The organism is Rhodoferax sp., from assembly GCF_034519335.1.
Taxonomy (GTDB): Bacteria; Pseudomonadota; Gammaproteobacteria; order Burkholderiales; family Burkholderiaceae_C; genus Allorhodoferax.
Genome location: NZ_JAXHOL010000038.1, coordinates 79,829 through 105,359 on the forward strand (window position 1 = coordinate 79,829; position 25,531 = coordinate 105,359).

The following is a 25,531-nucleotide window of genomic DNA, read 5'->3' on the forward strand; positions in this document are numbered from 1 at the left end:
TTTTGTGACTAAATCCGGGCTGCGCGGAGTGTAACCGCCCCTAACCAGAGGGTATCTGACGCCTTCAGGGGGTACGAAAAATAAAATACACCGCCCCCACCATGCACAGTCCTGCCCACACAAAGTCCATTTTGAAAGGCTGTTTCAGGTAGACCATGGCAAACGGCAGGAAGACCAGCAAGGTAATGACCTCCTGCATGATCTTGAGTTGCGCCACCGAAAATCCGGCCTGCTGGAAGCCGATGCGGTTGGCAGGCACTTGCAGCAAATACTCAAACAGGGCGATACCCCAACTGACCAAGGCTGCGGTGTACCAAGGCACGGTGGCCAGACTTTTCAGGTGACCATACCAAGCGAAAGTCATGAAAACATTGCTGGCAACCAACAGCAAAATGGTTTGCCAAGAGAGAGGGATGGAGGAAAGAAAATTCATAACTCTAATTATCCCGCGACCATGCAAAAAGCCCCGCAGCTTGCGCCGCAGGGCTTTTGTCACTTTCCGCCGTAGCGTGCTTACGCGTTCACGGTCGCCGCAGACTCAGTGTAGTCACTGATCTTGTCAAAGTTGAGGTACTGGTACACCTTGTCGCTGGCAGCAGTCAATACGCCCATGTCAGCCAGATACTCTTCCTTGGTGGGAATACGACCCAGCTTGGAACAGATGGCAGCCAGTTCGGCGGAGCCCAAGTACACATTGCTGTTCTTGCCCAGGCGGTTGGGGAAGTTGCGGGTCGAGGTGGAGAACACGGTAGCGCCCTCTTTCACCTGCGCCTGGTTGCCCATGCACAGGCTGCAGCCCGGCATTTCCATGCGGGCACCAGCGCCACCCAACACGCCGTAGTGGCCTTCGTCGCTCAGCTGCTTGGCGTCCATCTTGGTCGGAGGTGCAATCCACAGCTTGACCGGAATGTCGCGCTTGCCCTCCATCAGCTTGGAAGCGGCACGGAAGTGACCGATGTTGGTCATGCAGGAGCCGATGAACACTTCATCAATCTTCGCGCCAGCGACTTCGGCCAATGTCTTCACATCGTCCGGATCGTTGGGGCAAGCCACGATAGGTTCGTGGATATCTGCCAAGTCGATTTCGATCACGGCGGCATAGTCTGCATCTGCGTCTCCCTTGAGCAACTCAGGGTTCTTCAGCCAGGCTTCCTGAGCCGCAATGCGGCGGGACAGCGTACGGGCATCGGCATAACCATTGGCAATCATCCACTTCATCATGGTGATGTTGCTGGTGACATATTCGATGATCGGTTCCTTGTTCAGGTGCACGGTGCAACCGGCAGCCGAGCGTTCAGCGGACGCATCGGACAACTCGAATGCTTGCTCCACTTTGAGGTCTGGCAAACCTTCGATTTCGAGAATGCGGCCGGAGAAAATGTTCTTCTTGCCCTTCTTCTCGACAGTCAGCAAGCCTGCCTTGATGGCGTACAAGGGAATGGCATTGACCAGGTCACGCAGGGTCACGCCGTTTTGCATCTTGCCCTTGAAGCGCACCAAGACCGACTCAGGCATGTCCAATGGCATCACGCCAGTGGCCGCGGCAAACGCCACCAAACCGGAACCTGCGGGGAAGCTGATACCGATAGGGAAACGGGTGTGGCTGTCGCCACCAGTGCCTACGGTGTCAGGCAGCAACATTCGGTTGAGCCAGGAGTGAATCACACCGTCACCGGGACGCAGGGACACACCGCCACGGGTGCTGATGAAATCAGGCAGTTCGTGGTGCATCTTCACGTCGACTGGCTTGGGGTACGCGGCGGTGTGGCAGAACGACTGCATCACCAAGTCGGCAGAGAAGCCCAGGCAAGCCAGGTCTTTCAGTTCGTCGCGGGTCATCGGGCCGGTGGTGTCTTGCGAACCGACGGAGGTCATCTTGGGTTCGCAGTAGGTACCGGGGCGCACGCCTTGACCTTCGGGCAGGCCACAAGCGCGACCGACCATCTTCTGGGCCAGGCTGAAACCCTTCTTGGTGTCAGTCGGGTTCTGGGGCAAGCGGAACAAAGTGGATGGAGCCAAGCCCAAGGCTTCACGGGCCTTGGCCGTCAAGCCACGGCCGATGATCAGGGGGATACGGCCACCGGCACGCACTTCGTCAAACAGCACATCGCTCTTGACTTGGAAGGATGCGATTTCTTTGCCGTCTTTGAAGGCCTTGCCGTCGTAGGGGCGCAGCTCCACCACGTCGCCCATGTTCATCTGGTTCACATCCAGCTCGATAGGCAGAGCGCCGGCATCTTCCATGGTGTTGTAGAAGATAGGAGCGATCTTGGTGCCCAGGCACACGCCGCCGAAACGCTTGTTGGGAACGTAGGGAATGTCTTCACCGGTGAACCACAGCACGGAATTGGTGGCGGACTTGCGGCTGGAGCCGGTACCGACCACGTCACCCACGTAGGCAACCAAGTTGCCACGGGCGCGCAGGTCTTCAATGAACTTGACCGGGCCGCGCTTGCCATCTTCCTCAGGGGTGATGCCATCGCGCTTGTTCTTCAACATGGCCAAAGCATGCAAAGGGATGTCAGGGCGGCTCCAAGCGTCAGGCGCAGGAGAGAGGTCGTCGGTGTTGGTTTCGCCGGTGACCTTCAGGATGGTCACAGTGATGCTCTGGGGAACTTCAGGGCGGCTGGTGAACCACTCGGCGTCAGCCCAGCTTTGCAACACAGCCTTGGCAAAGGTGTTGCCCTTGTCGGCCTTTTCCTTGACGTCGTGGAACTGGTCGAACATCAGCAAGGTCTTCTTCAGACCTTCTGCGGCCTCGGCAGCCACCGCTGCATCGTCCAGCAGGTCAACCATGGGGCTGATGTTGTAGCCACCCAGCATGGTGCCCAGCAGCTCGGTAGCGCGGGCGCGGGAGATCAGGGCGCACTTTTCAGTGCCGTGGGCCACAGCAGCCAGATAGCTGGCTTTGACCTTGGCGGCATCGTCCACACCCGCAGGCACGCGGTGGGTGATCAGGTCGACCAAAAAGGCTTCTTCACCGGCGGGAGGCGCTTTGAGCAATTCAATCAGTTCGCTGGTCTGCTTGGCAGACAGGGGCAGCGGGGGGATGCCCAGCGCGGCGCGTTCGGCCACATGGTCACGGTAGGCTTTCAACATCATCTTCTCCTTCAGTAAGAACAAAATGCCGCACAAACCCTTATGGGATATGCGCGAGCAGCTATTTAATTGGTAGCAGTACGAACAACTTCGGACGGCGGCGCTGCGGGCACAGCAACTGCAGCAGGGGGCGTCGGCAGGGGTTCAAGCAAATTGGGGGCCGGTGAGCGCTCCATGGCATCGGCCACCACCACCTGCTCGGCATTCATGCAGGCATCGGCCAAACGGCGGCCTTGTTTCTGGTCCATCAGCATGGATTTGTTCGCCAGCTGCAGCCACACGGCGCCACTGGAGGCGTCTTCCAGGCGAATCGCCCCAGTGCTGGTCAACACCGGCACCATGTGAAACTTCTGCTTCCCATGCTCCAGCACAAAACGCCCGGGTACCGACTGGTGTGCCGACACCGCAACCTGGGCCCCCAATTCACAGGGCACTTTGCCAAGCACCACACGCTGGGCTACGGCCAGTTGGGCTTCGGATAAAACCACGGGCAACTCCGGCTCTTGCACGGCAACCGGCACGCTGGCGACAGGAACTTTGCGTGCCGTCTTGCTGCGCACCTTGGCAGGCTCAGCCGCTTGGACAGCCACCACACAGAATCCAAGCGTAAACAAACCCCAAACCAGAGACTTCAACATGGCGAACTCCTGCTTCAATGTACCGGCACAGAAAAAAAGGACATGGCTGCCTCCGGCAGCGCACGCCCAGTTTGGTGGGCACGTTCCAATACGTGCCAGAAATAACGGTAGCTGGCCCGATCGTGCAATTTGCCGTCCACAGCGATAGGCGCCCACTCTGCACGTTGGGCTTCCTGCACAACGTGTGCAGCCAAGGCCACTTCGTCCGCATCGGGCGCCAGGGCTTCCACTATGGGGCGAATCTGGTTCGGATGAATGCTCCACATGCGGGTGTAGCCCAGTGCTCGGGAAGCCACACGCGCTGCGCTTTGCAGAGCAGCCACGTCGCCGAACTCGGTGACGACGCAATGGGATGGCACTTTGCCAAATGCGTGACATGCACTTGCGATGTCCAGCTTGGCCCGCAATACCAAAGGATGGTGAAACTGGTCGAGCGTGGCACCATCATCCGGACGTCGCACGCCCATGGCCGACGAAGGAATGGCGCCACCGTGGCTGGAGACAAAGTCCATCAGCCCAAAGCTGATGGACTGCACGCGCGGATGCGCTGCAATCTCAAACGCACGGTGCACCGCCGCAGGCGACTCAATCAACACATGCAGGGGTAACGGCACACTGCCAGGCCGGGCAGCGGCGTCCATGGCAGCCACGATACGCTCCACATCGGCCAAGGACTCCACCTTGGGCACCATGAGGTAGCTCAGCGCAGCACCCGCCAGACCGACCACGGTATGCACATCGGCCGCAAACTCGGCATGGTCCACGGCATGCACCCGGACACCGACCCGACGGCGCAAACCTTTTGCTACCAAATCAGGAGCTTCTTGCGCAGCATTGGCAAGGGCTACAACCATATTTGCATGGTCATCTTCACCACCTACAGGAGCGCCATCTTCGCAGTCCAGGGTCACGTCAAAAACGCAGACCCCGAACTCCTCGGTCATTTCGGCCTGCAATTGCAGGCTTTTGACCATCCGCGCCTCGACACCACTGTAGTGATCGCAAACAGGCAACAAGCCTGTCGCACCCGGAGCGCCGAGAAGAACGTCGCGGGGGTGGCGCCCCCCCACGCTTGCTACTGCATGTGCGGCGCTGTCCCCCAACGGGACTGTGCTTGCTTGGGACGGCCCAGCGCTGCGCACGGTCAGGCCCGCTTTACTTCAGCAGGTGGGCAACGCCAGCTTGCTCTTCTTGCAACTCTTTGAGCGTGATATTGATGCGCTCTTGGCTGAACGCATCCACTTCCAAGCCTTCCACCAACTTGTATTCGCCGCCTTCGCAGGTCACGGCAAAACCGAACATGGTGTCCTTGGGAATACCGTACTGGCCATCCGAGGGAATACCCATGGTGACCCACTTGCCGTTGGTGCCCAGGGCCCAGTCACGCATATGGTCGATCGCAGCATTGGCAGCAGAAGCAGCAGACGACACGCCGCGTGCCGCAATGATGGCCGCTCCGCGCTTGCCCACGGTGGGCAGGAAGGTGTCTTTGTTCCAGACTTCGTCGTTGATCATGGCCTTGACGCTTTCGCCCTTGATGGTGGCAAAGCGGTAGTCGGCGTACATGGTGGGCGAGTGGTTGCCCCAAACAGTCATTTTTTCGATATCGGCCACGGCCTTGCCAGTCTTGGCAGCGAGCTGGCTCAGCGCACGATTGTGGTCCAGACGCAGCATGGCAGTGAAGTTTTTGCGTGGCAGGTCCGGCGCGCTCTTCATGGCAATGTAGGCGTTGGTGTTGGCAGGGTTGCCCACCACCAGCACCTTCACATTGCGGCTGGCCACGGCGTTGAGGGCCTTGCCTTGGGCGGTGAAGATTTCCGCGTTCACAGCCAGCAATTCGGCACGCTCCATGCCGGGGCCACGGGGACGCGAACCGATCAGCAGGGCGTAGTCCACATCCTTGAACGCGGCCAAAGGATCGCTGTGCGCTTCAATGCCCACCAGCAGAGGGAAGGCGCAGTCTTGCAATTCCATGATCACGCCTTGCAGCGCTTGCTGGGCTTTTTCCACGGGAACTTCGAGCAAGCTCAGAATGACAGGCTGGTCCTTGCCCAGCATCTCGCCAGAGGCGATGCGGAACAAAATGGCGTATCCGATTTGGCCTGCTGCGCCGGTAACGGCTACGCGGACGGGTTTCTTGCTCATGGTAAAAACTCCAGGAAGTGTGGTGAAAACGGCGTGGGACCAGCGCTTCATGCCAACGGTATGGCGCTGCAGAATGCGCGAGAGTTTACTCCCGATTTCCGCACTGCGTCAATTTGTCTTATGTCTTATATAAGATATGATTGGACTCCATTTCGAGACTGACTTGTAGCTGACGCAAACCCTTCCACCATGGCCGCAATCCCTTCCCCCTCGAGCGACACATCTGCCCCTGCAGATGCCGAAACGGGCTCAAGTAGCGGCCCCATCTTTACGCCGTCATTCAGCCCGCTTTACCAGCAAATCAAGGTGCTCATGTTGCAAAGCCTTCAGAGCGGCGAATGGAAGCCGAGTGCGGCCATTCCCAGCGAGTTGGAGCTTGCGGCCCGGTTCAAGGTGAGCCAAGGCACAGTGCGCAAAGCGATCGACGAACTTGCCTCCGAAAACTTGCTGGTTCGTCGCCAGGGCAAGGGAACCTTTGTGGCGACCCATGCCGAGCACCATGTGCAGTACCGTTTCCTCCGCCTATTCCCCGACAACGGCGACCCCAACAGCGAAGGCCCGGCCCAGCGCAAGATCATCGATTGCAAACGCCTGCGGGCCTCGGCAGAAGTGGCCCGGGCCTTGGACCTGCGCCCGGCAGACGCCGTGCTGCAAGTACGACGTGTATTGTCATTCGCGGGTGTGCCCACCATTTTGGAAGACCTGTGGTTACCGGGCACGCCGTTCAAGGGACTGACAGCAGAGCGATTGGCCGATTACAGCGGGCCCATGTACGCGTTGTTTGAAACTGAGTTTGGTGTACGCATGGTGCGCGCAGAAGAGAAGATCCGGGCGGTATTGCCCGATGCAGAACAATGCGCACTGCTGGACACAAACCCACAAACGCCTCTGCTCAGCGTGGAGCGCACGGCCTACACCTACAACGATACGCCCATGGAGATGCGGCGCGGCCTGTACCTGACCGGCACACACTACTATCGAAATGAGCTAAATTGACCGTGTTCACCGTGCAAGACCAATGTCAGATTGGTGCGGTGCAATAGAATTTTGGCTGGCTGCGCCAAAAATTACATACCAGTTACAACCAAGAAAGCCCATCCATGACTGAGCTCGCCTCCGCTAGCAAACGCCCCCGACCCGAATTTCGCAATATCAACGCCCTGTCGGATTTGCCCACTTATCGCTTGCCGCCGGCGGGCTGGGTATCCATCCTGCACCGCATCAGCGGCGCCATCATGTTTCTCTTGATGCCGTTCATTATCTGGATGTTAGACACCTCCGTATCTTCGGAAATCTCATTTGCAAAGTTCACCAGCGTGTTTGGAGTGGGCGTGGGTTTTGTGCCGGGCTGGTTCTTCAAACTCGTCGCCCTGGCCCTGATCTGGGCTTATTTGCACCATTTCATTGCGGGTTTGCGCCACTTGTGGATGGATATCAACCACGCCGTAAGCAAGGAATTTGGCCGCTCCTCGGCCATAGTCACGCTCAGCCTCGGCTCCCTCCTGACGCTGGCTCTGGCAGCCAAACTGTTTGGCCTCTACTAGACAACAAAAAGGAAATCAGAAAATGGCAGTGAATTACGGTTCCAAGCGTGTCGTCGTTGGCGCGCATTACGGCCTGCGGGACTGGTTGGCGCAGCGCGTCACCGCAGTGTTGATGGCTTTGTTTACCCTCTTGCTACTGGCTCAGGTTTTGTTCACGGCAGGCCCCATTGGCTATGACAAATGGGCCGGCATATTTGCTTCTCAGTGGATGAAGGTTCTGACCTTTTCCGTCATCTTGGCCATGCTCTACCACGTGTGGGTGGGCGTGCGTGATATCTGGATGGATTACGTCAAACCCGTCTCTATCCGCCTGTCTTTGCAAGTGGTTTCCATTGTGTGGCTCGTCGGCTGTGCTGGCTGGGCCATTCAGGTCCTGTGGCGTCTCTGATCCTCCCCAACAACAGGCAATTCATTCATGTCCTATTCCGTATCCAAAAGAAAATTTGATGTTGTGATCGTCGGCGCCGGTGGCTCCGGCATGCGGGCGTCCCTCCAGCTGGCTCGTGCCGGCCTGAACGTCGCCGTTCTCTCCAAAGTGTTCCCCACCCGCTCACACACCGTGGCTGCCCAGGGCGGCATCGGCGCCTCGCTGGGCAACATGAACGACGACAACTGGCATTACCACTTCTACGACACCGTCAAGGGCTCCGACTGGCTCGGCGACCAGGACGCCATCGAGTTCATGTGCCGCGAAGCGCCCAAGGTCGTGTACGACCTGGAACACATGGGCATGCCGTTTGACCGCAACCCCGATGGCACGATTTACCAGCGTCCGTTTGGCGGCCACACCGCCAACTACGGCGAAAAGGCTGTGGAACGCGCCTGCGCCGCCGCCGACCGTACCGGCCACGCCATGCTGCACACGCTGTACCAACAAAACGTGGCCGCCAAGACCAGCTTCTTCGTCGAATGGATGGCGCTGGACCTGATCCGTGACGCCGAAGGCGATGTGGTCGGCGTGACCGCTCTGGAAATGGAAACCGGCGACATCCACATCCTGGAAGCCAAAACCACGCTGCTCGCTACCGGCGGTGCAGGCCGCATCTTTGCCGCCTCCACCAACGCCTTCATCAACACCGGTGACGGCCTGGGCATGGCAGCGCGCGCAGGCATCCCGCTGGAGGACATGGAGTTCTGGCAGTTCCACCCCACTGGCGTGGCCGGCGCCGGCGTGCTGCTGACCGAAGGCTGCCGTGGCGAAGGCGCCATTTTGCTGAACAGCAATGGCGAACGCTTCATGGAGCGCTATGCGCCCACGCTGAAAGACTTGGCCCCGCGCGACTTTGTGTCTCGCTCTATGGACCAGGAAATCAAGGAAGGCCGTGGCTGCGGCCCCAACAAGGATTACGTGTTGCTGAAGCTGGACCACTTGGGTGCTGACACCATCCACAAGCGCCTGCCTTCGGTGTACGAAATCGGTGTGAACTTCGCCAATGTGGACATCACCAAAGAGCCGATCCCCGTGGTGCCTACCATTCACTACCAGATGGGTGGCATTCCCACCAACATCAATGGGCAGGTGGTGGTGCAAAACGGTGATGTGCACAACCAGGTCGTCAATGGCTTGTATGCCGTGGGCGAATGCTCCTGCGTGTCGGTGCATGGCGCCAACCGCCTGGGCACCAACTCGTTGCTCGATCTGTTGGTGTTCGGCCGGGCTGCTGGCAACCACATCGTCAACTACATCAAAACCAGCAAAGCCCACAAGGAACTGCCCAAGGACGCCGCAGACCGCACGCTGGCCCGTGTCTCCCGCCTGGACAACGCCACCAGCGGCGAATACGCCCAGGATGTGGCCAATGACATGCGCGCCTCCATGCAGCAACACGCAGGTGTGTTCCGCACCCAGAAGAGCATGGACGAGGGTGTTGTCAAGATCGCTGCCCTGCGTGAACGCGTGAATGCCATCAACTTGAAGGACAAGTCCAAGGTCTTCAACACCGCGCGCATTGAAGCGCTGGAAGTGGAAAACCTGATCGAGGCGGCCCAGGCCACCATCGTGTCCGCAGCAGCCCGCCACGAAAGCCGTGGCGCCCACACCGTGGACGACTACGCCGACTCTGCCGAACACCCCAACGGCCGCAACGACAAAGAGTGGCACAAACACACGCTGTGGTATAGCGAAGGCAGCCGCCTCTCCTACAAGCCTGTTCAGATGAAACCTTTGACCGTGGACTCTGTGCCGCTCAAGGTTCGTACGTTCTAAAGCGAGATCCAGACCATGACCAAACGCACTTTCTCCATCTACCGCTACGATCCGGACAAGGACGCCAAGCCCTACATGCAAGACATCGAAGTCGAGCTGGACGGCCACGAGCGCATGCTGCTGGACGCGCTGATGAAGCTCAAGGCTGTCGACCCCACCATCTCCTTCCGCCGCTCCTGCCGCGAAGGTGTGTGCGGCTCGGACGCCATGAACATCAATGGCAAAAACGGTCTGGCCTGCCTGACCAACATGCTGACCCTGCCCGGCAAGATCGTTCTGAAGCCCCTGCCCGGCCTGCCCGTGATTCGCGACCTGATCGTGGACATGACGGACTTCTTCAAGCAGTACAACTCGATCAAGCCCTACCTGATCAACGACACCGTGCCGCCCGAGAAAGAGCGTCTGCAGTCGCCCGAAGAGCGTGAAGAACTCAACGGCCTGTACGAGTGCATCCTGTGTGCCAGCTGCTCCACCTCCTGCCCCAGCTTCTGGTGGAACCCTGACAAGTTCGTGGGCCCCGCCGGTTTGCTGCAGGCCTACCGCTTCATCGCGGACAGCCGCGACCAAGCCACCGGTGAGCGCTTGGACAACCTGGAAGACCCCTACCGCCTGTTCCGCTGCCACACCATCATGAACTGCGTGGACGTCTGCCCCAAGGGACTGAACCCCACCAAGGCGATTGGCAAGATCAAGGAAATGATGGTCCTGCGGACCGTCTGACCTTTACTAAGTAGATCGCACGTGACAGAAGCACTGATTGACGAACGAGCCCTGAGCAAGCTGCAGTGGCGTTGCCGCCGCGGCTTGCTGGAAAACGACCTCTTCATTGAGCGCTTCTTCCAACGGTTCAGCCCCTCTTTGACGGTCCGCCAGGCGGATGCCTTGGCAGCCCTGATGGACCTGAGTGACAACGACTTGTTGGACGTGCAACTGGCACGCAAATCGCTCGCTCAAGTGGATGCGCAACTGGATCGTACGGACGTGCACGAAGTTTTGAAAATGTTGAGAGAACCTCTCTGAAAGGCGAAAGATGAAACTAGCGGATAACAAAGCCACCCTGTCGTTCAGCAACGGCAGCCCCAGCGTGGAAATGCCCGTGTACCAGGGCAACATCGGACCGGATGTGATCGACATCCGCAAGCTCTACGCCCAGACCGGCATGTTTACCTATGACCCCGGTTTTCTCTCCACAGCTTCCTGCCAGTCCGGCATTACCTACATCGACGGCGACAAGGGCGAACTGCTGTACCGCGGCTACCCCATTGAGCAGTTGGCCACCAATGTGGATTACCTGGACACCTGCCACCTGTTGCTGAAGGGCGAATTGCCCAATGCAACCGAGCGCACCGACTTCCACAAACTCGTGACCAACCACACCATGGTCAACGAGCAGATGCAATTCTTCCTTCGTGGCTTCCGCCGCGATGCCCACCCCATGGCCGTGTTGACCGGTCTGGTGGGTGCCCTGTCGGCCTTCTACCACGACAGCACCGACATCAATAACCCTGAGCACCGCGAAATCTCGGCCATCCGTTTGATCGCCAAGATGCCCACCCTGGTGGCCATGGCCTACAAGTACGGTGTGGGTCAGCCCTTCATGTACCCGCAGAACGACCTGAGCTACTCGGGCAACTTCCTGCGCATGATGTTCGGTACGCCTTGCGAAGAGTACAAGGTCAACCCCGTGATCGAACGCGCGATGGACCGCATCTTCATCCTGCACGCTGACCACGAACAAAACGCCTCTACCTCCACCGTGCGTTTGTGTGGCTCCTCCGGTACCAACCCGTTTGCAGCCATTGCGGCCGGCGTAGCTTGTCTGTGGGGCCCTGCCCACGGCGGCGCCAACGAAGCCTGCCTGAACATGCTGGAAGACATCCAGCGCCAAGGCGGTGTGTCCAAAGTCGGCCAGTTCATGGAACAGGTCAAGGACAAGAACTCCGGCGTCAAGCTCATGGGCTTCGGTCACCGCGTGTACAAGAACTACGACCCCCGCGCCAAGCTCATGCAAGAGACTTGCAATGAAGTGCTGGAAGCTCTGGGCCTGGAAAACGACCCGCTGTTCAAGCTGGCCAAGCAGCTGGAAAAGATTGCCCTGGAAGACGACTACTTCGTCCAGCGCAAGCTCTACCCCAACGTGGACTTCTACTCCGGCATCGTGCAACGCGCCATCGGCATCCCTGTGAACCTGTTCACCGGCATCTTCGCTTTGGCCCGTACCGTGGGCTGGATTGCCCAGTTGAACGAAATGATTGGCGACCCCGAGTACAAGATCGGCCGCCCACGTCAGCTGTTCACCGGTTCCGTCAAGCGTGATGTAAAGCCCATCGGCCAACGCTGATCGGCCAGCAGCCAGCTTGGCTGCGCCAACCCCACCAGCCCCGCTGCCAGCCATGGCACCGGGGCTTTTTTTACGCAAAATATGCCTCTAGCCCGCGTGGAATATGCGTGAGTAGCTACTCTTTCCATAGCATCCAAAGCCATAGCCGCGGTCGACACAAGACATCGCGAACCACGATATCAAAACTTCTATTTCGGTAGGAAAATAGCGAAAGCAATCGCAAATGGCGATGGCACAACACGCTATGCAAGCCCCTGCCCCCAACCTCCTCCGCCGCCTGGACCTGACCTCGCTTCAGCTGTTCGTGGCCGTCTGCGAGCTGGGCAGCATCGGCAAGGCGGCACAACGGGAGTTCATTGCACCTTCCGCCCTGAGCAAACGGCTCAGCGATCTGGAGGCCGCACTGGGGACCGCGCTGTTGCACCGGCATTCCCGCGGCGTGCACCTCACCCCGGCCGGACAAAATCTGCTGCACCATGCGCGCAGCGTGCTGTTCAGCGTGGACCGCATGCAGGCAGAGCTCAGCGAATACGCCGACGGTGCACGTGGCCAAGTGCGCGTGCATGCCAGCATCTCGGCCACGGTGCAGTTTCTGCCCGAAGACCTGGGCGCCTTCGTGCGCGCCCACCAGGGCATCAAGATTGATCTGGAAGAACACCTGAGCAGCGAAGTGATTCGTGCGGTACAGGAAGGCGCGGCGGACCTGGGCGTGTGCAACACGGCCGACGGTGTGGGCGAGCTGCAAACCCGGCCCTACCGCCAGGACCAACTAGTGCTCATCGTGCCCAGCGGTCACGCGCTGGCCGCGCAAACCGCTGTGGCTTTTGAAGAGACCTTGGCTTTTGACCATGTGGGCCTGCACTCGAACAGCTCCATCTACGTCGCCATGCGCCAGGCCGCGGCCTCACTAGGGCAGACCATCAAGCTGCGCATCCAGGTCACCGGGCTGGACGCCATGGGCCGCATGATCCTCAACGGCCTGGGCATCGGCGTGATGCCGCTGCGCGCCTTCACGCTGATGCACAGTGCGGGCGGCCTCAGCGCCGTTGCACTCAGCGACGCGTGGGCCACACGCCGCATCGAACTGGTCGCACGCGATTTCTCCACCCTGCCGCGCACGGCGCGGTTGCTGGTAGACCACCTGACAGCCATGACCCCGCAAGGGGCCAAGGCCTAAAATCGAATTTCAGAAGGAAGACACCCATGGCACGCACGCTTTACGACAAACTCTGGGACGACCACGTCGTCCACACCGAAGAGGACGGCACCTCCATCCTCTACATCGATCGCCATCTGGTCCATGAAGTGACCAGCCCCCAGGCCTTTGAAGGCCTGCGCGAAGCCGGCCGCAAGGTCTGGCGCGTCAGCTCCATCGTGGCCACGGCCGACCACAACACACCCACCACCGGCTGGGAGCGTGGCTACGACGGCATCACCGACCCCACCAGCAAGGAACAGGTCACCACGCTGGACGCCAACATCAAGGAATTCGGCTCTGCCGCCTTCTTCCCCTTTCTGTCCAAGCGCCAGGGAATCGTCCACGTCATCGGACCCGAGAACGGCGCCACGCTGCCCGGCATGACCGTGGTTTGCGGTGACAGCCACACCTCCACCCACGGCGCCTTTGGCGCGTTGGCGCACGGCATTGGCACCAGCGAGGTGGAGCACGTGATGGCCACCCAAACGCTCTTGGCCAAAAAGGCCAAGAACATGCTGGTGAAGGTGGAAGGCAAAGCCGCCCCCGGCATCACCGCCAAGGACATCGTGCTGGCCATCATCGGCAAGATCGGCACTGCGGGCGGCACAGGCTACACCATCGAATTCGGCGGTGCTGCCATTCGTGCGCTCAGCATGGAAGGCCGCATGACGGTCTGCAACATGGCCATTGAAGCCGGCGCCCGGGCAGGCTTGGTGGCCGTGGACGAGAAGACGATTGAGTACGTCAAGGGCCGTCCCTTGGCCCCTGGCGCCAATGCGGCCAGCCCCGAGGCTGCTGCCGTGGAATGGGACCAGGCCGTGGCGTTCTGGAAGACGCTGCACTCGGATGCGGGTGCGCACTTTGACACCGTGGTGGAGCTGGATGCCAGCCAAATCGTGCCGCAAGTGACCTGGGGCACCTCGCCCGAAATGGTGCTGGGCGTGGACGCCCGCGTGCCCGATCCGGACAAGGAAAAAGACGCCAACAAACGCGGCGCCATCGAACGCGCGCTGACCTACATGGGCCTGGAGCCTGGCAAGGCGCTGGACGACTTGTTTGTCGACAAGGTGTTCATCGGCTCCTGCACCAACAGCCGCATTGAAGACATGCGCGAAGCGGCCGACGTGGTGAAGAAGCTGGGCCAGAAAGTGGCCAAGAACATCAAACTGGCGATGGTGGTGCCCGGCTCGGGTCTGGTGAAAGAACAGGCCGAGCGCGAAGGCCTGCACGAGATCTTCAAGGCCGCAGGCTTTGAGTGGCGCGAACCCGGCTGCTCCATGTGCCTGGCCATGAATGCCGACCGCCTGGAGCCCGGCGAGCGCTGCGCCTCCACCAGCAACCGCAACTTTGAAGGCCGGCAAGGCGCCGGCGGCCGCACCCACCTGGTCAGCCCGGCCATGGCCGCTGCCGCCGCCATCCATGGTCACTTCGTGGATATCCGCAAGTTTTCCTGAACCAACCCACCAAGGACACCATCATGAAAGCCATCATCTCTGCTGTATGCGTCGCCTCCCTGCTGTTGCTGACTGCTTGCAACACCGTCAAGGGCGTGGGCCAGGACATTCAAAAAGCCGGTGAAAAAATCGAAGGAGCGGCCAAAAAATGAAAGCCTTCACCCTCCACAAGGGCCTGGTTGCGCCCATGGACCGTGAGAACGTAGACACGGATGCCATCATCCCCAAGCAGTTCCTCAAATCCATCCGCAAGACCGGCTTTGGCCAGAACCTGTTTGACGAGTGGCGCTACCTGGACGCAGGCTACCCCGGCCAGGACCCCGCCAGCCGCAAGCCCAACCCCGACTTCGTGCTGAACCAGCCGCGCTACGCTGGCGCGAGCATCCTGCTCGCGCGCAAGAACTTCGGTTGTGGCTCCAGCCGCGAGCACGCGCCCTGGGCCATCGACCAGTACGGCTTTCGCGCCATCATCGCGCCCAGCTACGCCGACATCTTCTTCAACAACTGCTTCAAGAACGGCCTGCTGCCCATCGTGCTGAGCGAAGCACTGGTCGACCAGTTGTTCAACGAGGCCCTGGCCTTCCCCGGCTACCAGCTCAGCATCGATCTGGAACGCCAAGTGATCGTGAAGCCACAGGGTGAAGAGATTCCGTTTGACGTCCAGGCCTTCCGCAAGTACTGCCTGCTCAACGGCTTCGACGACATCGGCCTGACCCTGCGCCATGCCGACAAGATCAAGGCTTTCGAAGCCCAACGTTTGGCACAAAAACCGTGGCTAGCCCGCACCATGGATGCGTAAGTAGCTCCTAAAAATAGAGCATTGAGGGTCAGACCACGCGCGCAGCGACGTGCTCTGACCCCAACCGATCAAGACAAGAAAGTTAGAAATGAAAATCGCAGTTTTGCCCGGTGACGGCATTGGTACCGAAATCGTCGCCGAGGCCGTCAAGGTCTTGAACACGCTGGACCTCAAATTTGAAATGGAAACCGCCCTGGTCGGCGGCGTGGCCTACGACACCCACGGCCATCCCCTGCCCGAGGCTACGTTGAAGCTCGCGAAGGAAGCCGACGCGGTGCTGTTCGGCGCCGTGGGCGACTGGAAATACGACAAGCTGGAGCGCCAGTTCCGCCCCGAGCAGGCCATCCTGGGCCTGCGCAAGAACCTGGGCCTGTTCGCCAACTTCCGCCCTGCCATCTGCTACGAGCAGTTGGTCGGCGCCTCCAGCCTCAAGCCCGAGCTGATTGCAGGCCTGGACATCCTCATCATCCGCGAACTGACCGGCGACATCTACTTCGGCCAGCCCCGCGGCCGCCGCGTGGCCACCGACGGCCATTTCCCCGGTGCCGAAGAAGCCTTTGACACCATGCGCTACAGCCGCCCCGAGATCGAGCGCATCGCCCACGTCGCCTTCCAGGCCGCACGCAAGCGCAACAAGCGCGTCACCAGCGTGGACAAGAACAACGTGCTGGAAACCTCGCAGCTCTGGAAAGACGTGATGGTCGAAGTGGGCCAGCAGTACCCCGACGTGGAGCTGGACCATATGCTGGTGGACAACGCCGCCATGCAGTTGGTCAAGGCGCCCAAGAAGTTCGACGTGCTGGTCACCGGCAACATGTTTGGTGACATCCTGTCGGACGAAGCGTCCATGCTCACCGGCTCCATCGGCATGCTGCCCTCGGCCAGCCTGAACAGCAGCAACCAAGGCCTGTACGAACCCAGCCACGGCAGCGCGCCCGATATCGCTGGCAAAGGCATCGCCAACCCGCTGGCCACCATCTTGAGCGCGGCCATGATGCTGCGCTTCAGCCTGAACCAGGAAGCGGCAGCCCAGCGCATTGAAGCCGCCGTGCAAAAGGTGCTAGCCCAAGGCTATCGCACCTCTGACATTTACAGCGAAGGTACGACCAAAGTGGGCACGGCCCAAATGGGTGATGCCGTGGTCAAGGCCTTGGGCTGATCTAGCGCCCTTGTACGGGGCTTATGCGAGGCTGGTCACGGTGTGGCTGCCTCGCAGCCGAAAAATCATTTCAGTCCGCGCGGAGCAAAAAAACTTCGTTTTGGGCTACAATCCACCCATGTTTGCCGCCTGCCTCCTCTCCCTGAGCATTGTTTTTGCCGCCATGGCAAGCAAGGGCGCGCGCGCATCCATCACCAAAACCACGACCATTAAGGGCTGATCCAGCCTGGTTCGTCGTGCGCCCTCCCGGCCAGACGAGCCGGGCAAACAGTCCATAAACACTCGTGTAAGAGCATTGTTTGTTTAACTATTTGAAAAGGCGTTGATATGAGCAAGTTGGTAGGTTTGGTCGGCTGGCGCGGCATGGTCGGCTCGGTGTTAATGGACCGCATGGAACAGGAAAGGGACTTCGACCTGATCGAACCTCTGTTCTTCTCCACCTCCAACTCGGGCGGCAAAGCCCCCGCTTGGGCCAAGAACGAAACCACGCTGCAAGACGCCTTCAATCTGGACGCCCTGAAGCGCTGCGAGATCATCATCACGGCCCAAGGTGGCGACTACACCAGCGAAGTATTCCCCAAGCTGCGCGCCGCCGGCTGGAACGGCCACTGGATCGATGCCGCCTCCACACTGCGCATGGAAAAAGACGCCGTAATCATCCTGGACCCGGTCAACATGCCCGTCATCAAGGACGCCATGGCCAAAGGCGGCAAGAACTGGGTGGGCGGCAACTGCACCGTGAGCTGCATGCTGATGGGCGTGGGCGCTCTGTACAAGGCCGGACTGGTGGAATGGATGAGCACCCAGACCTACCAAGCGGCCTCTGGCGGCGGCGCGCAGCACATGCGCGAGCTGCTGACCCAGTACGGCACCCTGAATGCAGAAGTCAAAGCCCTGCTCGACGACCCCAAGAGCGCGATTCTGGAAATCGACCGCAAGGTCATTGCCAAGCAACGCGCCCTGACCGGCGCCGAGACCGCCAACTTTGGCGTGCCCCTGGGCGGCAGCCTGATCCCCTGGATCGACAAGGACCTGGGTAACGGCATGTCCAAAGAAGAGTGGAAGGGCATGGCGGAGACCAACAAGATCCTGGGCCTGGGCGAAGGCTTCGGCTCCGCCGCCATTCCCGTGGACGGCTTCTGCGTGCGCGTGGGCGCCATGCGCTGCCACAGCCAAGCGCTGACCCTCAAGCTCAAGAAGGACGTGCCTGTGGCAGACATCGAGGCGCTGATCGCGGCCGACAATGAGTGGGTGAAGGTTGTGCCCAACACACGCGAGGCGACCATCCAGGACCTGACCCCCGTGGCAGTGACCGGCACCATGACCATCCCAGTGGGCCGCATCCGCAAGCTGGCCATGGGCCCAGAGTATGTCGGGGCATTCACCATCGGCGACCAGTTGCTTTGGGGTGCTGCAGAGCCTTTGCGCCGCATGTTGCGCATCCTGCTGGACGCGTAACAGGCAGTTACAGGTCGTTGCCGCTAGACAACATAAAAATCGGTGTGCATGGTCGTTCGGGGCAGGCTTTGAAAGTTAAAAGCTTTCTTAGCTTGTCAGCCTAAGACATTGATGCTATGGTACTTTTTACGTTTTGAGAGTCGGGCTGGTTCGCCCGAAAACTGATAAGTAAATTGCCGCTCGACCGAGCACCGGAGGCTAATAAATTGATTGCTAAGTCACATCGTTGGCAGAAGACCGCTTTGGCGGCTGCAGCCATTGCGCTACTCGGCTTGTCGGGAACCGGGGCCCATGCGCTTTCGCTCGGTCGACTCACGGTCCAGTCAGCGCTGGGCGAACCTCTGCGTGCAGAAATCGACATCCCCGAGATCACCGCCGAAGAGGCTGCATCGCTGAAAGCAGGGGTCGCACTGCCGGATGCTTTTGTTGCGGCGGGCCTGGACTACAGCCCCGCCATGTCGAGCCTGCAAGCCACATTGCAACGCCGGGCCGATGGCCGCGCTTACCTGCGACTCAGCAGCGAGCGGACCGTCAACGATCCCTTTGTGGATTTGATTTTGGAAGCCACGTGGGCCCAGGGCCGCATCGTGCGCGATTACACCCTGCTGTTTGACCCACCGGCCCTGCGCAAAGCCCCAGCAGCCCCAACGCTCGCTCAGGTGCCTGCCGCTCCCGTAGTCACAACCCTACCCAGGTCAACAGCTAACGCGGCGCCCTCACCAGCAGCAGAGCCGGCACGTGCCCCCACGCCGCCGGCCAGAGCAGTGGCAGCCAAGCCGTCGGCACCCGCAACACCCCCGGCAGATCCCAACGCGGAGTCCCTGACGGTAAAGAGAGGTGACACCGCCAGCAAAATCGCTAACAGCATCAAGCCGGCAGACGTTTCGCTAGACCAGATGCTGGTAGCGTTGTTGCGCAGCAACCCAGATGCGTTTGTAAACGACAACCTGAACCGCATTCGTGCGGGAGCCGTTCTCAGCATCCCTAAGGCTGAACAGGCACAAAGCGTTTCGCCTTCAGAAGCGTCCAAAATCGTGGTCGCGCAAAGCAAAGACTTCAATGATTTCCGCCGCAGCCTGGCCTCCAATGCGCCAGCCGCTGCGGTAGCAGCTGCTGACCGCAAGGCCAGTGGCTCGGTAGAGGCCAAAGTCGAGGACAAAAAGCCCACCAGCCCCACACCCGACAAACTCACGCTGTCAAAGGGCTCCGTGCAAGGCAAGGCCGATGAAGCCAAGATTGCCAAAGAACGCGAAGCACAAGATGCGGCTGCCCGTGCGGCCGAGATCTCCAAAAACATCAGCGATTTGAGCAAAATCGGCTCAGCGGCAGCGCCCGCAACCGGAAGTTCTGCACCTGTTGCGGCAACGCCCGCAGTGGCAGTGGCAGGATTGCCCGGACCAGCCGCCTCTGCACCCGCAGCCGCGGCAGCTTCTGCGCCAGCAGTCGCCCCAATTGCCGAAGCGGCTTCAGCGCCGCAAGCGACTGTTTCTGCACCAGTCAAACCCAAAATTGCGGCTCCGATGCCTGTTCCGGAAGAGCCTGCGCTACTGGACGAATTGCTGGCAGACCCACTGGTTCCCGCTGGAGCCGCAGGCTTGATTGCCCTCCTTGGTGGTTACGCTGCCTATCGGGTGCGCCAACGCAAGAAAAACTCGGCCCAGGTTGACAGCGCCTTCCTGGAAAGCCGCCTGCAGCCCGATTCGTTCTTTGGCGCGAGTGGCGGGCAACGTGTGGACACCAACCAAAACGGACCATCCAGTGCGTCGTCCATGGTGTATTCAGCCAGCCAACTCGATGCAGCTGACGACGTGGATCCCGTTGCGGAAGCTGATGTGTATTTGGCCTATGGCCGAGACCTGCAGGCCGAAGAAATCCTCAAGGAAGCGGTACGAACAAACCCGGGACGTCTTGCCATCCACACCAAGCTGCTGGAAATTTTCAGTAAACGTCGCGATACCCGTAGTTTTGAAAGCACCGCAACCCAAGCCTACAAACTTACTGGCGCGACAAGTCCCGACTGGGCTCGCATCTGCGAGATGGGCTTGGCAATTGATCCAAGCAATGCTCTGTACCAGCCTGGTGGAGCTCCGGCCTCGGCTGGCGTAACGCCGGCGGCGGGCAACTCCAGTTTTGGCAACAGCACTGTTCCCCAGTCAGCCCACGCTGAATTGAGCGATGCGGGTGCGCCGGGGGTGGATCTGGATCTGGACCTGGACTTCTCGCTGGATGACGAGCCCGCTGCAAGCGCTATCAGTGATGTGACGGGTGGAACGATGACTGCAGCGGCGGACCGCACAGTCAAAATGGCAGCGCAAGACAACTCCATGGATATGGATTTCGACTTGCCCGTTGCTCCGCTCGCAGTGGCAACGCCAGAACCAGTGGCAAGCATGCCAGAGATATCGCTGTCGCTGGACGATTTGGAAACTCCCATGCCGGACGAAGAGCCGCAAGGACTCAAGTTTGAAGCGACCGGCCCCGCTCCTGTAGTGCCCCAACCTACACCAACGCAAACAGCGGACACTGGACTGATGGAGTTCGATTTGGGCTCTCTTTCCCTGGATCTGGAATCCCCTGCGGATGGCCTGACCCAAGCGCCGGACAGCGCAGGGGAGGATCCCCTGGAAACCAAATTGGCACTGGCCGAGGAATTCATTTCCATTGGCGACGAAGACGGCGCCCGTGCGCTGATCGAAGAAGTGGTGTCCGAGGCCAGCGGCGACATGCGCGCCAAAGCCCAGCGCGCCCTGGCCAAACTGAGCTAAGTCCCTGCCGGGGGCTTGGCGCATAGCAGGATCCAGAGCTTGTGCGGATTGCGTTAGGCGTTAGCTACAACGGTGGGGCGTACCAAGGCTGGCAAAGCCAACGCTCCGGTCTCACCATCCAAGACAAACTGGAAACCGCGTTGGGCAAGTTCACAGCCCAACGCGTTTCCACCTTGTGTGCTGGCCGCACCGATGCCGGTGTGCACGGCCTGATGCAGGTGGTGCACTTTGACACCACACTGGACCGCGACACCTATTCGTGGGTGCGTGGTACCAACGCCAATTTGCCACGTGATATTGCGGTGCAATGGGCAGTCAAAACCTCAGATGCATTCCATTGCCGCGCCTCCGCCCTATCGCGCCGTTACGCTTATGTCCTGCTCGAATCCACCATACGTCCCAGTGTCGAGTTCGGCCGCGTGGGCTGGACCTTTGGCGCACTGGACCACGATGCCATGCGTCAGGCCGCAGATATCTTGCTGGGCGAACACGACTTTACTTCCTTCCGCGCCTCGCAGTGCCAAGCCCTGAGTCCCGTCAAAAACCTGTTGGAGATTAGCCTGAACAGGCGCGGCGCCTACTGGCGGATTGAGTTTGAAGCCAATGCCTTCTTGCACCACATGATTCGCAACATCATGGGTTGCCTGGTACAGATTGGCCAGGGCAAGAAGCCCCCCGAATGGATGGCCGAGGTGCTGGCCGCACGTGACCGCAAGGCCGCTGCGCCCACCTTCTCACCCGACGGGCTGTACTTCCTGGGCCCTCGCTATGAAGCGCACTGGGGCATGCCTGATCGCACGCCTGCGTATGATGCGCTTCCATGAGCCAGCTTGCCCCCTCTCCGACGCGCACCCGAATCAAAATTTGCGGCCTGACGCGCGAAGAAGACGTCGATGCAGCAGTATCAGCCGGTGCAGACGCGATCGGATTTGTGCTGTACCCCAAGAGCCCACGCGCTGTGACGCCAGCACGTGCGGCCGAGCTGGCCAAGCGCCTGCCCCCGTTCATCACGCCCGTGTTATTGTTCGTTAACGCATCCGCTATGGAAATAGGAGCTACCTGCGCAATGATTCCGGGCGCTACAGCCCAATTCCATGGTGATGAAAGCCCGCAAGATTGCCTGAATGCTACCGACAATGGCGCCCGTCCCTACCTGCGTGCAGCACGCATTCCGCTGGGTGATGACGCGCAAGCCTTTGACCTCGTAAAATATGCCCACGATTATTCAAACGCCCAAGCCATTCTCTTAGACGCCCATGTGGACGGCTATGGTGGTGGTGGCAAAACTTTCAATTGGTCACTCCTTCCTCCAAGCGTCAGCGCTCACCTCGTCTTGAGTGGTGGACTCACCAGTGCAAACGTGGGCGATGGCATCACGTCGATCCGGCCGCGCTGTAAAACGCTGGCCGTTGACGTGAGCTCCGGCGTGGAAGCCGTCGACGCTCAGGGCAAGCCCCTCAAGGGCATCAAAGACCCCGAAAAAATCCGCCAGTTTGTAGCCGCCGTGCGCGCAGCAGACCGGTAAAGCATCCTTACTTGCACGACAGCGACTGGAACGCCACAGCGGTGGCGACCATTGCTGTCTTGAATGGAACCACACCATGTTCGACTACCAACAACCCGACGCCAAAGGCCACTTCGGCAAATACGGCGGCAGCTTTGTCTCCGAGACTTTGACGCACGCCATCAACGAACTGAAAGACGCGTACGCCAAGTACCAGCATGACCCCGAGTTCCTAGCGGAATTCAAGTCGGAACTCGCGCACTTTGTGGGCCGCCCCTCCCCGGTTTACCACGCTGCCCGCATGAGCCGCGAAATGGGCGGTGCGCAGATCTTCCTGAAACGCGAAGACCTGAATCACACCGGCGCGCACAAGGTCAACAACACCATCGGCCAGGCCATGCTGGCCAAGCGCATGGGCAAGCCCCGCGTGATTGCCGAAACCGGCGCCGGCCAGCACGGCGTGGCCACGGCCACCATTTGCGCCCGCTACGGACTGGAGTGCGTGGTGTACATGGGCAGCGAAGACGTGAAACGCCAAAGCCCCAACGTGTACCGCATGAAACTGCTGGGCGCCACCGTGGTGCCAGTGGAAAGCGGCAGCAAGACACTCAAAGACGCGCTGAACGAAGCCATGCGCGACTGGGTGGCCAATGTGGACAACACCTTCTACATCATTGGCACCGTGGCCGGCCCACACCCCTACCCCATGATGGTCCGCGACTTCCAGAGTGTGATCGGCAACGAGTGCCTGGTGCAGATGCCAGAAATGTTGGCGGCTGCCGGCTGCAAGACCGAACAACCCGATGCCGTGATTGCCTGTGTGGGCGGTGGCTCGAACGCCATGGGCATTTTCCACCCCTACATCCAGCATGACCAAACCCGCCTCATCGGTGTGGAAGCGGCCGGCGAAGGCCTAGAGAGTGGCAAACACTCCGCATCCATCCAGAAAGGCAGCCCCGGCGTGTTGCACGGCAACCGCACCTATGTGCTGCAGGACGATAACGGTCAGGTCACTGAGACCCACAGCGTGAGCGCCGGTCTGGACTACCCAGGCGTAGGCCCTGAGCATGCATTTCTATCGGACATCGGCCGCGCGGAGTACGTGGGCATCACCGACAAGGAAGCGCTGGACGCCTTTCACTATCTGTGCCGCACCGAAGGCATCATCCCCGCGCTGGAATCCAGCCATGCCGTGGCCTACGCGATGAAGCTGGCCAAGACCATGCAGACTGACCAAAGCCTTCTGGTCAACCTGTCCGGCCGTGGCGACAAGGACATTGGCACCGTGGCCGATCTGAGCAATGCCGATTTCTACTGCCGCCCCAGCTGCCGTGGGCAGTCGGTCAAAGGGGGTGAACAGCCCTTTACCCTCGTGAAGGGAGCAGCAGCATGAGCCGTATTGAGACCACATTTAAGGCGCTACAAGCCCAAGGCCGCAAGGCGCTGATCCCGTTCGTGACTGCCGGCTACCCGTACGCCGACGTCACGCCAGAACTCATGCACGCCATGGTGGCAGGTGGTGCGGACGTGATCGAGCTGGGCGTGCCCTTCTCCGACCCCAGCGCCGATGGCCCAGTGATCCAGAAGGCGGGCGACAAGGCCTTGGCTTTTGGCATTGGTCTGGTGCAGGTGCTGGCCATGGTGCGCGAGTTTCGCCAAACAAATAGCATGACCCCCGTGGTGCTGATGGGCTACGCCAACCCGGTGGAGCGCTATGACCAGAAACACGCGAAAGACGGCGTCAGCAGCCCCTTCGTCAAGGACGCGGCCGAAGCCGGCGTCGACGGCGTCCTGATCGTGGACTACCCGCCTGAGGAATGCGAAGCCTTTGCCGCTGATCTGCGCGCCAATGGCATGGACCTGATCTTTCTGCTGGCGCCCACCAGCACCGACGAACGCATGGCCCAGGTGGCACGTGTGGCCAGCGGCTATGTGTACTACGTGTCGCTCAAGGGCGTGACCGGCTCGGGCGCGCTGGACGTGGGCGCGGTGGAAGCCATGCTGCCCCGCATCCGCCAGCGCATCAGCACGCCCGTGGGCGTGGGCTTTGGCATTCGGGATGCGGCCACAGCCCAAACCATTGCCAAGGTGTCAGATGCGGTGGTGATTGGCAGCAAAATCATCCAGCTGCTGGAAGACCAGCCGCGCGATAAGGTGGGCACCACGGCCCAAGCCTTCCTGCGCGAGATCCGCGCCGCCATGGATCAGGGCTGAAGCCCAAAATGAATCGGGGGCGGTTTCGCGGATAATCGCCCCCTGTTGGTTGGACGCCCGTTTGGGCATTGCACAGGAGACCTGACGATGAGCTGGCTGGAAAAACTGCTACCCCCGAAGATTCAGCAAACCGATCCTGCGGACCGCCGCAGCGTGCCGGAAGGCCTGTGGATCAAATGCCCCAGCTGCGAAACTGTGCTTTACAAGACCGACCTGGAGCAAAACCAGAACGTCTGCCCCAGCTGCAGCCACCACCACCGCATCGGCGCGCGCGCGCGTCTCAACGCCTTTCTGGACAACGAAGGTCGGTTTGAGATTGGCCAAGAAGTCTTGCCCGTGGATGCCCTGAAGTTCAAAGACAGCCGCAAATACCCCGAACGCCTGAAAGAAGCCCTGGAAAACACCGGCGAGACCGATGCGCTGATTGTCATGGGTGGTGCCGTGCACGGCATCAGCTTGGTGGCAGCTTGCTTCGAGTTTGAGTTCATGGGCGGATCGATGGGTTCGGTGGTCGGTGAGCGTTTTGTGCGTGGCGTGGAAACAGCTATCGAACAGAAGGTGCCTTTTCTGTGCTTCACCGCCACAGGGGGCGCACGCATGCAGGAAGGCCTGTTGTCGCTCATGCAAATGGCCAAGACCAACGCAGCGCTGACCCGCCTGGCCAAGAAGGGTCTGCCCTATATCAGCGTGCTGACCGACCCGACCATGGGCGGCGTGAGTGCTGGTTTTGCTTTCTTGGGTGATGTAGTGATTGCCGAGCCCAAGGCTTTGATTGGTTTTGCCGGCCCCCGCGTGATTGAGTCCACTGTGCGCGTGACCTTGCCCGAAGGCTTCCAGCGTTCTGAATTCTTGCAGACCAAGGGGGCAATTGATTTCATTTGTGACCGCCGTGAGCTACGCAAGACGGTCGCGGATACTTTGGCCATGCTGCAGCGCCAGCCGGCGGATGCCGTGATCTGAAGGTTCGCAGATCCAAACAAAAAGAGGCCCCCAGGAGCCTCTTTTTG

At 60.2% G+C, this 25,531-nt stretch carries 25 protein-coding genes; 20 read left to right on the forward strand and 5 right to left on the reverse strand.

What is annotated here, in order from left to right:
• Positions 1-64 precede the first annotated feature (64 nt).
• From U5O12_RS16935 to U5O12_RS16955, 5 genes are all read right to left on the reverse strand, one after another.
• The gene (locus U5O12_RS16935; protein ID WP_322579922.1) at positions 65-433 is read right to left on the reverse strand and encodes a DMT family protein; all 369 of its coding nucleotides are present in this window, start codon (positions 431-433) and stop codon (positions 65-67) included.
• An 80-nt stretch (positions 434-513) separates the two neighbouring features.
• The gene (gene acnB / locus U5O12_RS16940) at positions 514-3,099 is read right to left on the reverse strand and encodes a bifunctional aconitate hydratase 2/2-methylisocitrate dehydratase (RefSeq protein WP_322579778.1); all 2,586 of its coding nucleotides are present in this window, start codon (positions 3,097-3,099) and stop codon (positions 514-516) included.
• A gap of 65 nt (positions 3,100-3,164) precedes the next feature.
• Positions 3,165-3,737, reverse strand: coding sequence for a hypothetical protein (locus tag U5O12_RS16945; protein WP_322579779.1), 573 nt, complete (start codon positions 3,735-3,737; stop codon positions 3,165-3,167).
• A 14-nt stretch (positions 3,738-3,751) separates the two neighbouring features.
• Positions 3,752-4,711 (reverse strand): HpcH/HpaI aldolase/citrate lyase family protein, encoded by a 960-nt coding sequence (locus U5O12_RS16950; RefSeq protein ID WP_416221513.1) that lies wholly within the window; start codon positions 4,709-4,711, stop codon positions 3,752-3,754.
• Between the two features lie 181 nt (positions 4,712-4,892).
• Complete coding sequence (locus tag U5O12_RS16955) at positions 4,893-5,882, reverse strand: malate dehydrogenase (RefSeq protein WP_322579781.1); 990 nt, start codon at positions 5,880-5,882, stop codon at positions 4,893-4,895.
• Between the two features lie 189 nt (positions 5,883-6,071).
• On the opposite strand from U5O12_RS16955, the gene U5O12_RS16960 reads away from it, so the two are divergent.
• From U5O12_RS16960 to accD, 20 genes are all read left to right on the forward strand, one after another.
• Complete coding sequence (locus U5O12_RS16960; RefSeq protein WP_322579782.1) at positions 6,072-6,878, forward strand: GntR family transcriptional regulator; 807 nt, start codon at positions 6,072-6,074, stop codon at positions 6,876-6,878.
• Positions 6,879-6,982: 104 nt separating this feature from the next.
• Positions 6,983-7,426 carry a succinate dehydrogenase, cytochrome b556 subunit gene (gene sdhC, locus U5O12_RS16965; RefSeq protein ID WP_322579783.1) on the forward strand — a complete coding sequence of 148 codons (444 nt, stop codon included), beginning with the start codon at positions 6,983-6,985 and terminating at the stop codon, positions 7,424-7,426.
• A gap of 22 nt (positions 7,427-7,448) precedes the next feature.
• Positions 7,449-7,814, forward strand: a complete 366-nt coding sequence (gene sdhD / locus U5O12_RS16970) for a succinate dehydrogenase, hydrophobic membrane anchor protein (RefSeq protein WP_322579784.1) — start codon at positions 7,449-7,451, stop codon at positions 7,812-7,814.
• A gap of 27 nt (positions 7,815-7,841) precedes the next feature.
• Entirely contained in the window at positions 7,842-9,632 is a 1,791-nt protein-coding gene (gene sdhA, locus U5O12_RS16975; RefSeq protein ID WP_322579785.1) for a succinate dehydrogenase flavoprotein subunit, read from the forward strand.
• A gap of 15 nt (positions 9,633-9,647) precedes the next feature.
• Positions 9,648-10,352, forward strand: coding sequence for a succinate dehydrogenase iron-sulfur subunit (locus tag U5O12_RS16980; RefSeq protein ID WP_310341583.1), 705 nt, complete (start codon positions 9,648-9,650; stop codon positions 10,350-10,352).
• A 21-nt stretch (positions 10,353-10,373) separates the two neighbouring features.
• Positions 10,374-10,652, forward strand: coding sequence for a succinate dehydrogenase assembly factor 2 (locus U5O12_RS16985; protein ID WP_322579786.1), 279 nt, complete (start codon positions 10,374-10,376; stop codon positions 10,650-10,652).
• 10 nt (positions 10,653-10,662) lie between these two features.
• Positions 10,663-11,973: a citrate synthase gene (locus tag U5O12_RS16990; protein WP_322579787.1), complete on the forward strand. Its 1,311-nt coding sequence runs from the start codon at positions 10,663-10,665 to the stop codon at positions 11,971-11,973.
• Positions 11,974-12,217: 244 nt separating this feature from the next.
• Entirely contained in the window at positions 12,218-13,150 is a 933-nt protein-coding gene (locus U5O12_RS16995; protein ID WP_322579788.1) for a LysR family transcriptional regulator, read from the forward strand.
• A 26-nt stretch (positions 13,151-13,176) separates the two neighbouring features.
• Positions 13,177-14,625 carry a 3-isopropylmalate dehydratase large subunit gene (gene leuC / locus U5O12_RS17000; RefSeq protein WP_322579789.1) on the forward strand — a complete coding sequence of 483 codons (1,449 nt, stop codon included), beginning with the start codon at positions 13,177-13,179 and terminating at the stop codon, positions 14,623-14,625.
• Between the two features lie 23 nt (positions 14,626-14,648).
• Positions 14,649-14,777: an entericidin A/B family lipoprotein gene (locus U5O12_RS17005; RefSeq protein ID WP_322579790.1), complete on the forward strand. Its 129-nt coding sequence runs from the start codon at positions 14,649-14,651 to the stop codon at positions 14,775-14,777.
• Entirely contained in the window at positions 14,774-15,424 is a 651-nt protein-coding gene (leuD, locus tag U5O12_RS17010; protein WP_322579791.1) for a 3-isopropylmalate dehydratase small subunit, read from the forward strand. The genes U5O12_RS17005 and leuD overlap by 4 nt, the downstream gene beginning before the upstream one ends.
• An 88-nt stretch (positions 15,425-15,512) precedes the next feature.
• Entirely contained in the window at positions 15,513-16,583 is a 1,071-nt protein-coding gene (leuB, locus tag U5O12_RS17015) for a 3-isopropylmalate dehydrogenase (RefSeq protein WP_322579792.1), read from the forward strand.
• A gap of 40 nt (positions 16,584-16,623) precedes the next feature.
• On the forward strand, positions 16,624-16,803 hold the full coding sequence (locus tag U5O12_RS17020) for a hypothetical protein (protein WP_322579793.1): 180 nt from the start codon (positions 16,624-16,626) through the stop codon (positions 16,801-16,803).
• 107 nt (positions 16,804-16,910) lie between these two features.
• The gene (gene asd / locus U5O12_RS17025) at positions 16,911-18,041 is read left to right on the forward strand and encodes an aspartate-semialdehyde dehydrogenase (RefSeq protein ID WP_322579794.1); all 1,131 of its coding nucleotides are present in this window, start codon (positions 16,911-16,913) and stop codon (positions 18,039-18,041) included.
• Between the two features lie 242 nt (positions 18,042-18,283).
• A complete protein-coding gene (locus U5O12_RS17030; protein WP_322579795.1) occupies positions 18,284-20,806 on the forward strand; it encodes a FimV/HubP family polar landmark protein in 2,523 nt (840 codons plus the stop codon).
• Between the two features lie 41 nt (positions 20,807-20,847).
• A complete protein-coding gene (truA, locus tag U5O12_RS17035; protein WP_322579796.1) occupies positions 20,848-21,630 on the forward strand; it encodes a tRNA pseudouridine(38-40) synthase TruA in 783 nt (260 codons plus the stop codon).
• Positions 21,627-22,331: a phosphoribosylanthranilate isomerase gene (locus tag U5O12_RS17040; RefSeq protein ID WP_322579797.1), complete on the forward strand. Its 705-nt coding sequence runs from the start codon at positions 21,627-21,629 to the stop codon at positions 22,329-22,331. Before truA ends, U5O12_RS17040 begins: the two co-directional genes overlap by 4 nt.
• 76 nt (positions 22,332-22,407) lie before the next feature.
• Positions 22,408-23,703 (forward strand): tryptophan synthase subunit beta, encoded by a 1,296-nt coding sequence (trpB, locus tag U5O12_RS17045; protein ID WP_322579798.1) that lies wholly within the window; start codon positions 22,408-22,410, stop codon positions 23,701-23,703.
• The gene (gene trpA, locus U5O12_RS17050; RefSeq protein WP_322579799.1) at positions 23,700-24,524 is read left to right on the forward strand and encodes a tryptophan synthase subunit alpha; all 825 of its coding nucleotides are present in this window, start codon (positions 23,700-23,702) and stop codon (positions 24,522-24,524) included. The genes trpB and trpA overlap by 4 nt, the downstream gene beginning before the upstream one ends.
• Before the next feature lie 87 nt (positions 24,525-24,611).
• Positions 24,612-25,484, forward strand: coding sequence for an acetyl-CoA carboxylase, carboxyltransferase subunit beta (gene accD, locus U5O12_RS17055; protein WP_322579800.1), 873 nt, complete (start codon positions 24,612-24,614; stop codon positions 25,482-25,484).
• The last annotated feature ends 47 nt before the right edge of the window (positions 25,485-25,531 follow it).

What these genes read in the sequence shown, in the direction of transcription:
- U5O12_RS16980 (WP_310341583.1), top strand. Translation starts at nt 9,648, where the DNA reads ATGACCAAACGCACTTTCTCCATCTACCGCTACGATCCGGACAAGGAC.
- trpA (WP_322579799.1), top strand. Translation starts at nt 23,700, where the DNA reads ATGAGCCGTATTGAGACCACATTTAAGGCGCTACAAGCCCAAGGCCGC.
- leuC (WP_322579789.1), top strand. Translation starts at nt 13,177, where the DNA reads ATGGCACGCACGCTTTACGACAAACTCTGGGACGACCACGTCGTCCAC.
- accD (WP_322579800.1), top strand. Translation starts at nt 24,612, where the DNA reads ATGAGCTGGCTGGAAAAACTGCTACCCCCGAAGATTCAGCAAACCGAT.
- sdhD (WP_322579784.1), top strand. Translation starts at nt 7,449, where the DNA reads ATGGCAGTGAATTACGGTTCCAAGCGTGTCGTCGTTGGCGCGCATTAC.
- U5O12_RS16990 (WP_322579787.1), top strand. Translation starts at nt 10,663, where the DNA reads ATGAAACTAGCGGATAACAAAGCCACCCTGTCGTTCAGCAACGGCAGC.
- sdhC (WP_322579783.1), top strand. Translation starts at nt 6,983, where the DNA reads ATGACTGAGCTCGCCTCCGCTAGCAAACGCCCCCGACCCGAATTTCGC.
- U5O12_RS16935 (WP_322579922.1), bottom strand. Translation starts at nt 433, where the DNA reads ATGAATTTTCTTTCCTCCATCCCTCTCTCTTGGCAAACCATTTTGCTG.
- leuD (WP_322579791.1), top strand. Translation starts at nt 14,774, where the DNA reads ATGAAAGCCTTCACCCTCCACAAGGGCCTGGTTGCGCCCATGGACCGT.
- acnB (WP_322579778.1), bottom strand. Translation starts at nt 3,099, where the DNA reads ATGTTGAAAGCCTACCGTGACCATGTGGCCGAACGCGCCGCGCTGGGC.
- trpB (WP_322579798.1), top strand. Translation starts at nt 22,408, where the DNA reads ATGTTCGACTACCAACAACCCGACGCCAAAGGCCACTTCGGCAAATAC.
- U5O12_RS16995 (WP_322579788.1), top strand. Translation starts at nt 12,218, where the DNA reads ATGCAAGCCCCTGCCCCCAACCTCCTCCGCCGCCTGGACCTGACCTCG.
- U5O12_RS16945 (WP_322579779.1), bottom strand. Translation starts at nt 3,737, where the DNA reads ATGTTGAAGTCTCTGGTTTGGGGTTTGTTTACGCTTGGATTCTGTGTG.
- asd (WP_322579794.1), top strand. Translation starts at nt 16,911, where the DNA reads ATGAGCAAGTTGGTAGGTTTGGTCGGCTGGCGCGGCATGGTCGGCTCG.
- sdhA (WP_322579785.1), top strand. Translation starts at nt 7,842, where the DNA reads ATGTCCTATTCCGTATCCAAAAGAAAATTTGATGTTGTGATCGTCGGC.
- U5O12_RS16955 (WP_322579781.1), bottom strand. Translation starts at nt 5,882, where the DNA reads ATGAGCAAGAAACCCGTCCGCGTAGCCGTTACCGGCGCAGCAGGCCAA.
- U5O12_RS16960 (WP_322579782.1), top strand. Translation starts at nt 6,072, where the DNA reads ATGGCCGCAATCCCTTCCCCCTCGAGCGACACATCTGCCCCTGCAGAT.
- U5O12_RS17040 (WP_322579797.1), top strand. Translation starts at nt 21,627, where the DNA reads ATGAGCCAGCTTGCCCCCTCTCCGACGCGCACCCGAATCAAAATTTGC.
- leuB (WP_322579792.1), top strand. Translation starts at nt 15,513, where the DNA reads ATGAAAATCGCAGTTTTGCCCGGTGACGGCATTGGTACCGAAATCGTC.
- U5O12_RS17005 (WP_322579790.1), top strand. Translation starts at nt 14,649, where the DNA reads ATGAAAGCCATCATCTCTGCTGTATGCGTCGCCTCCCTGCTGTTGCTG.
- U5O12_RS16950 (WP_416221513.1), bottom strand. Translation starts at nt 4,711, where the DNA reads ATGGTCAAAAGCCTGCAATTGCAGGCCGAAATGACCGAGGAGTTCGGG.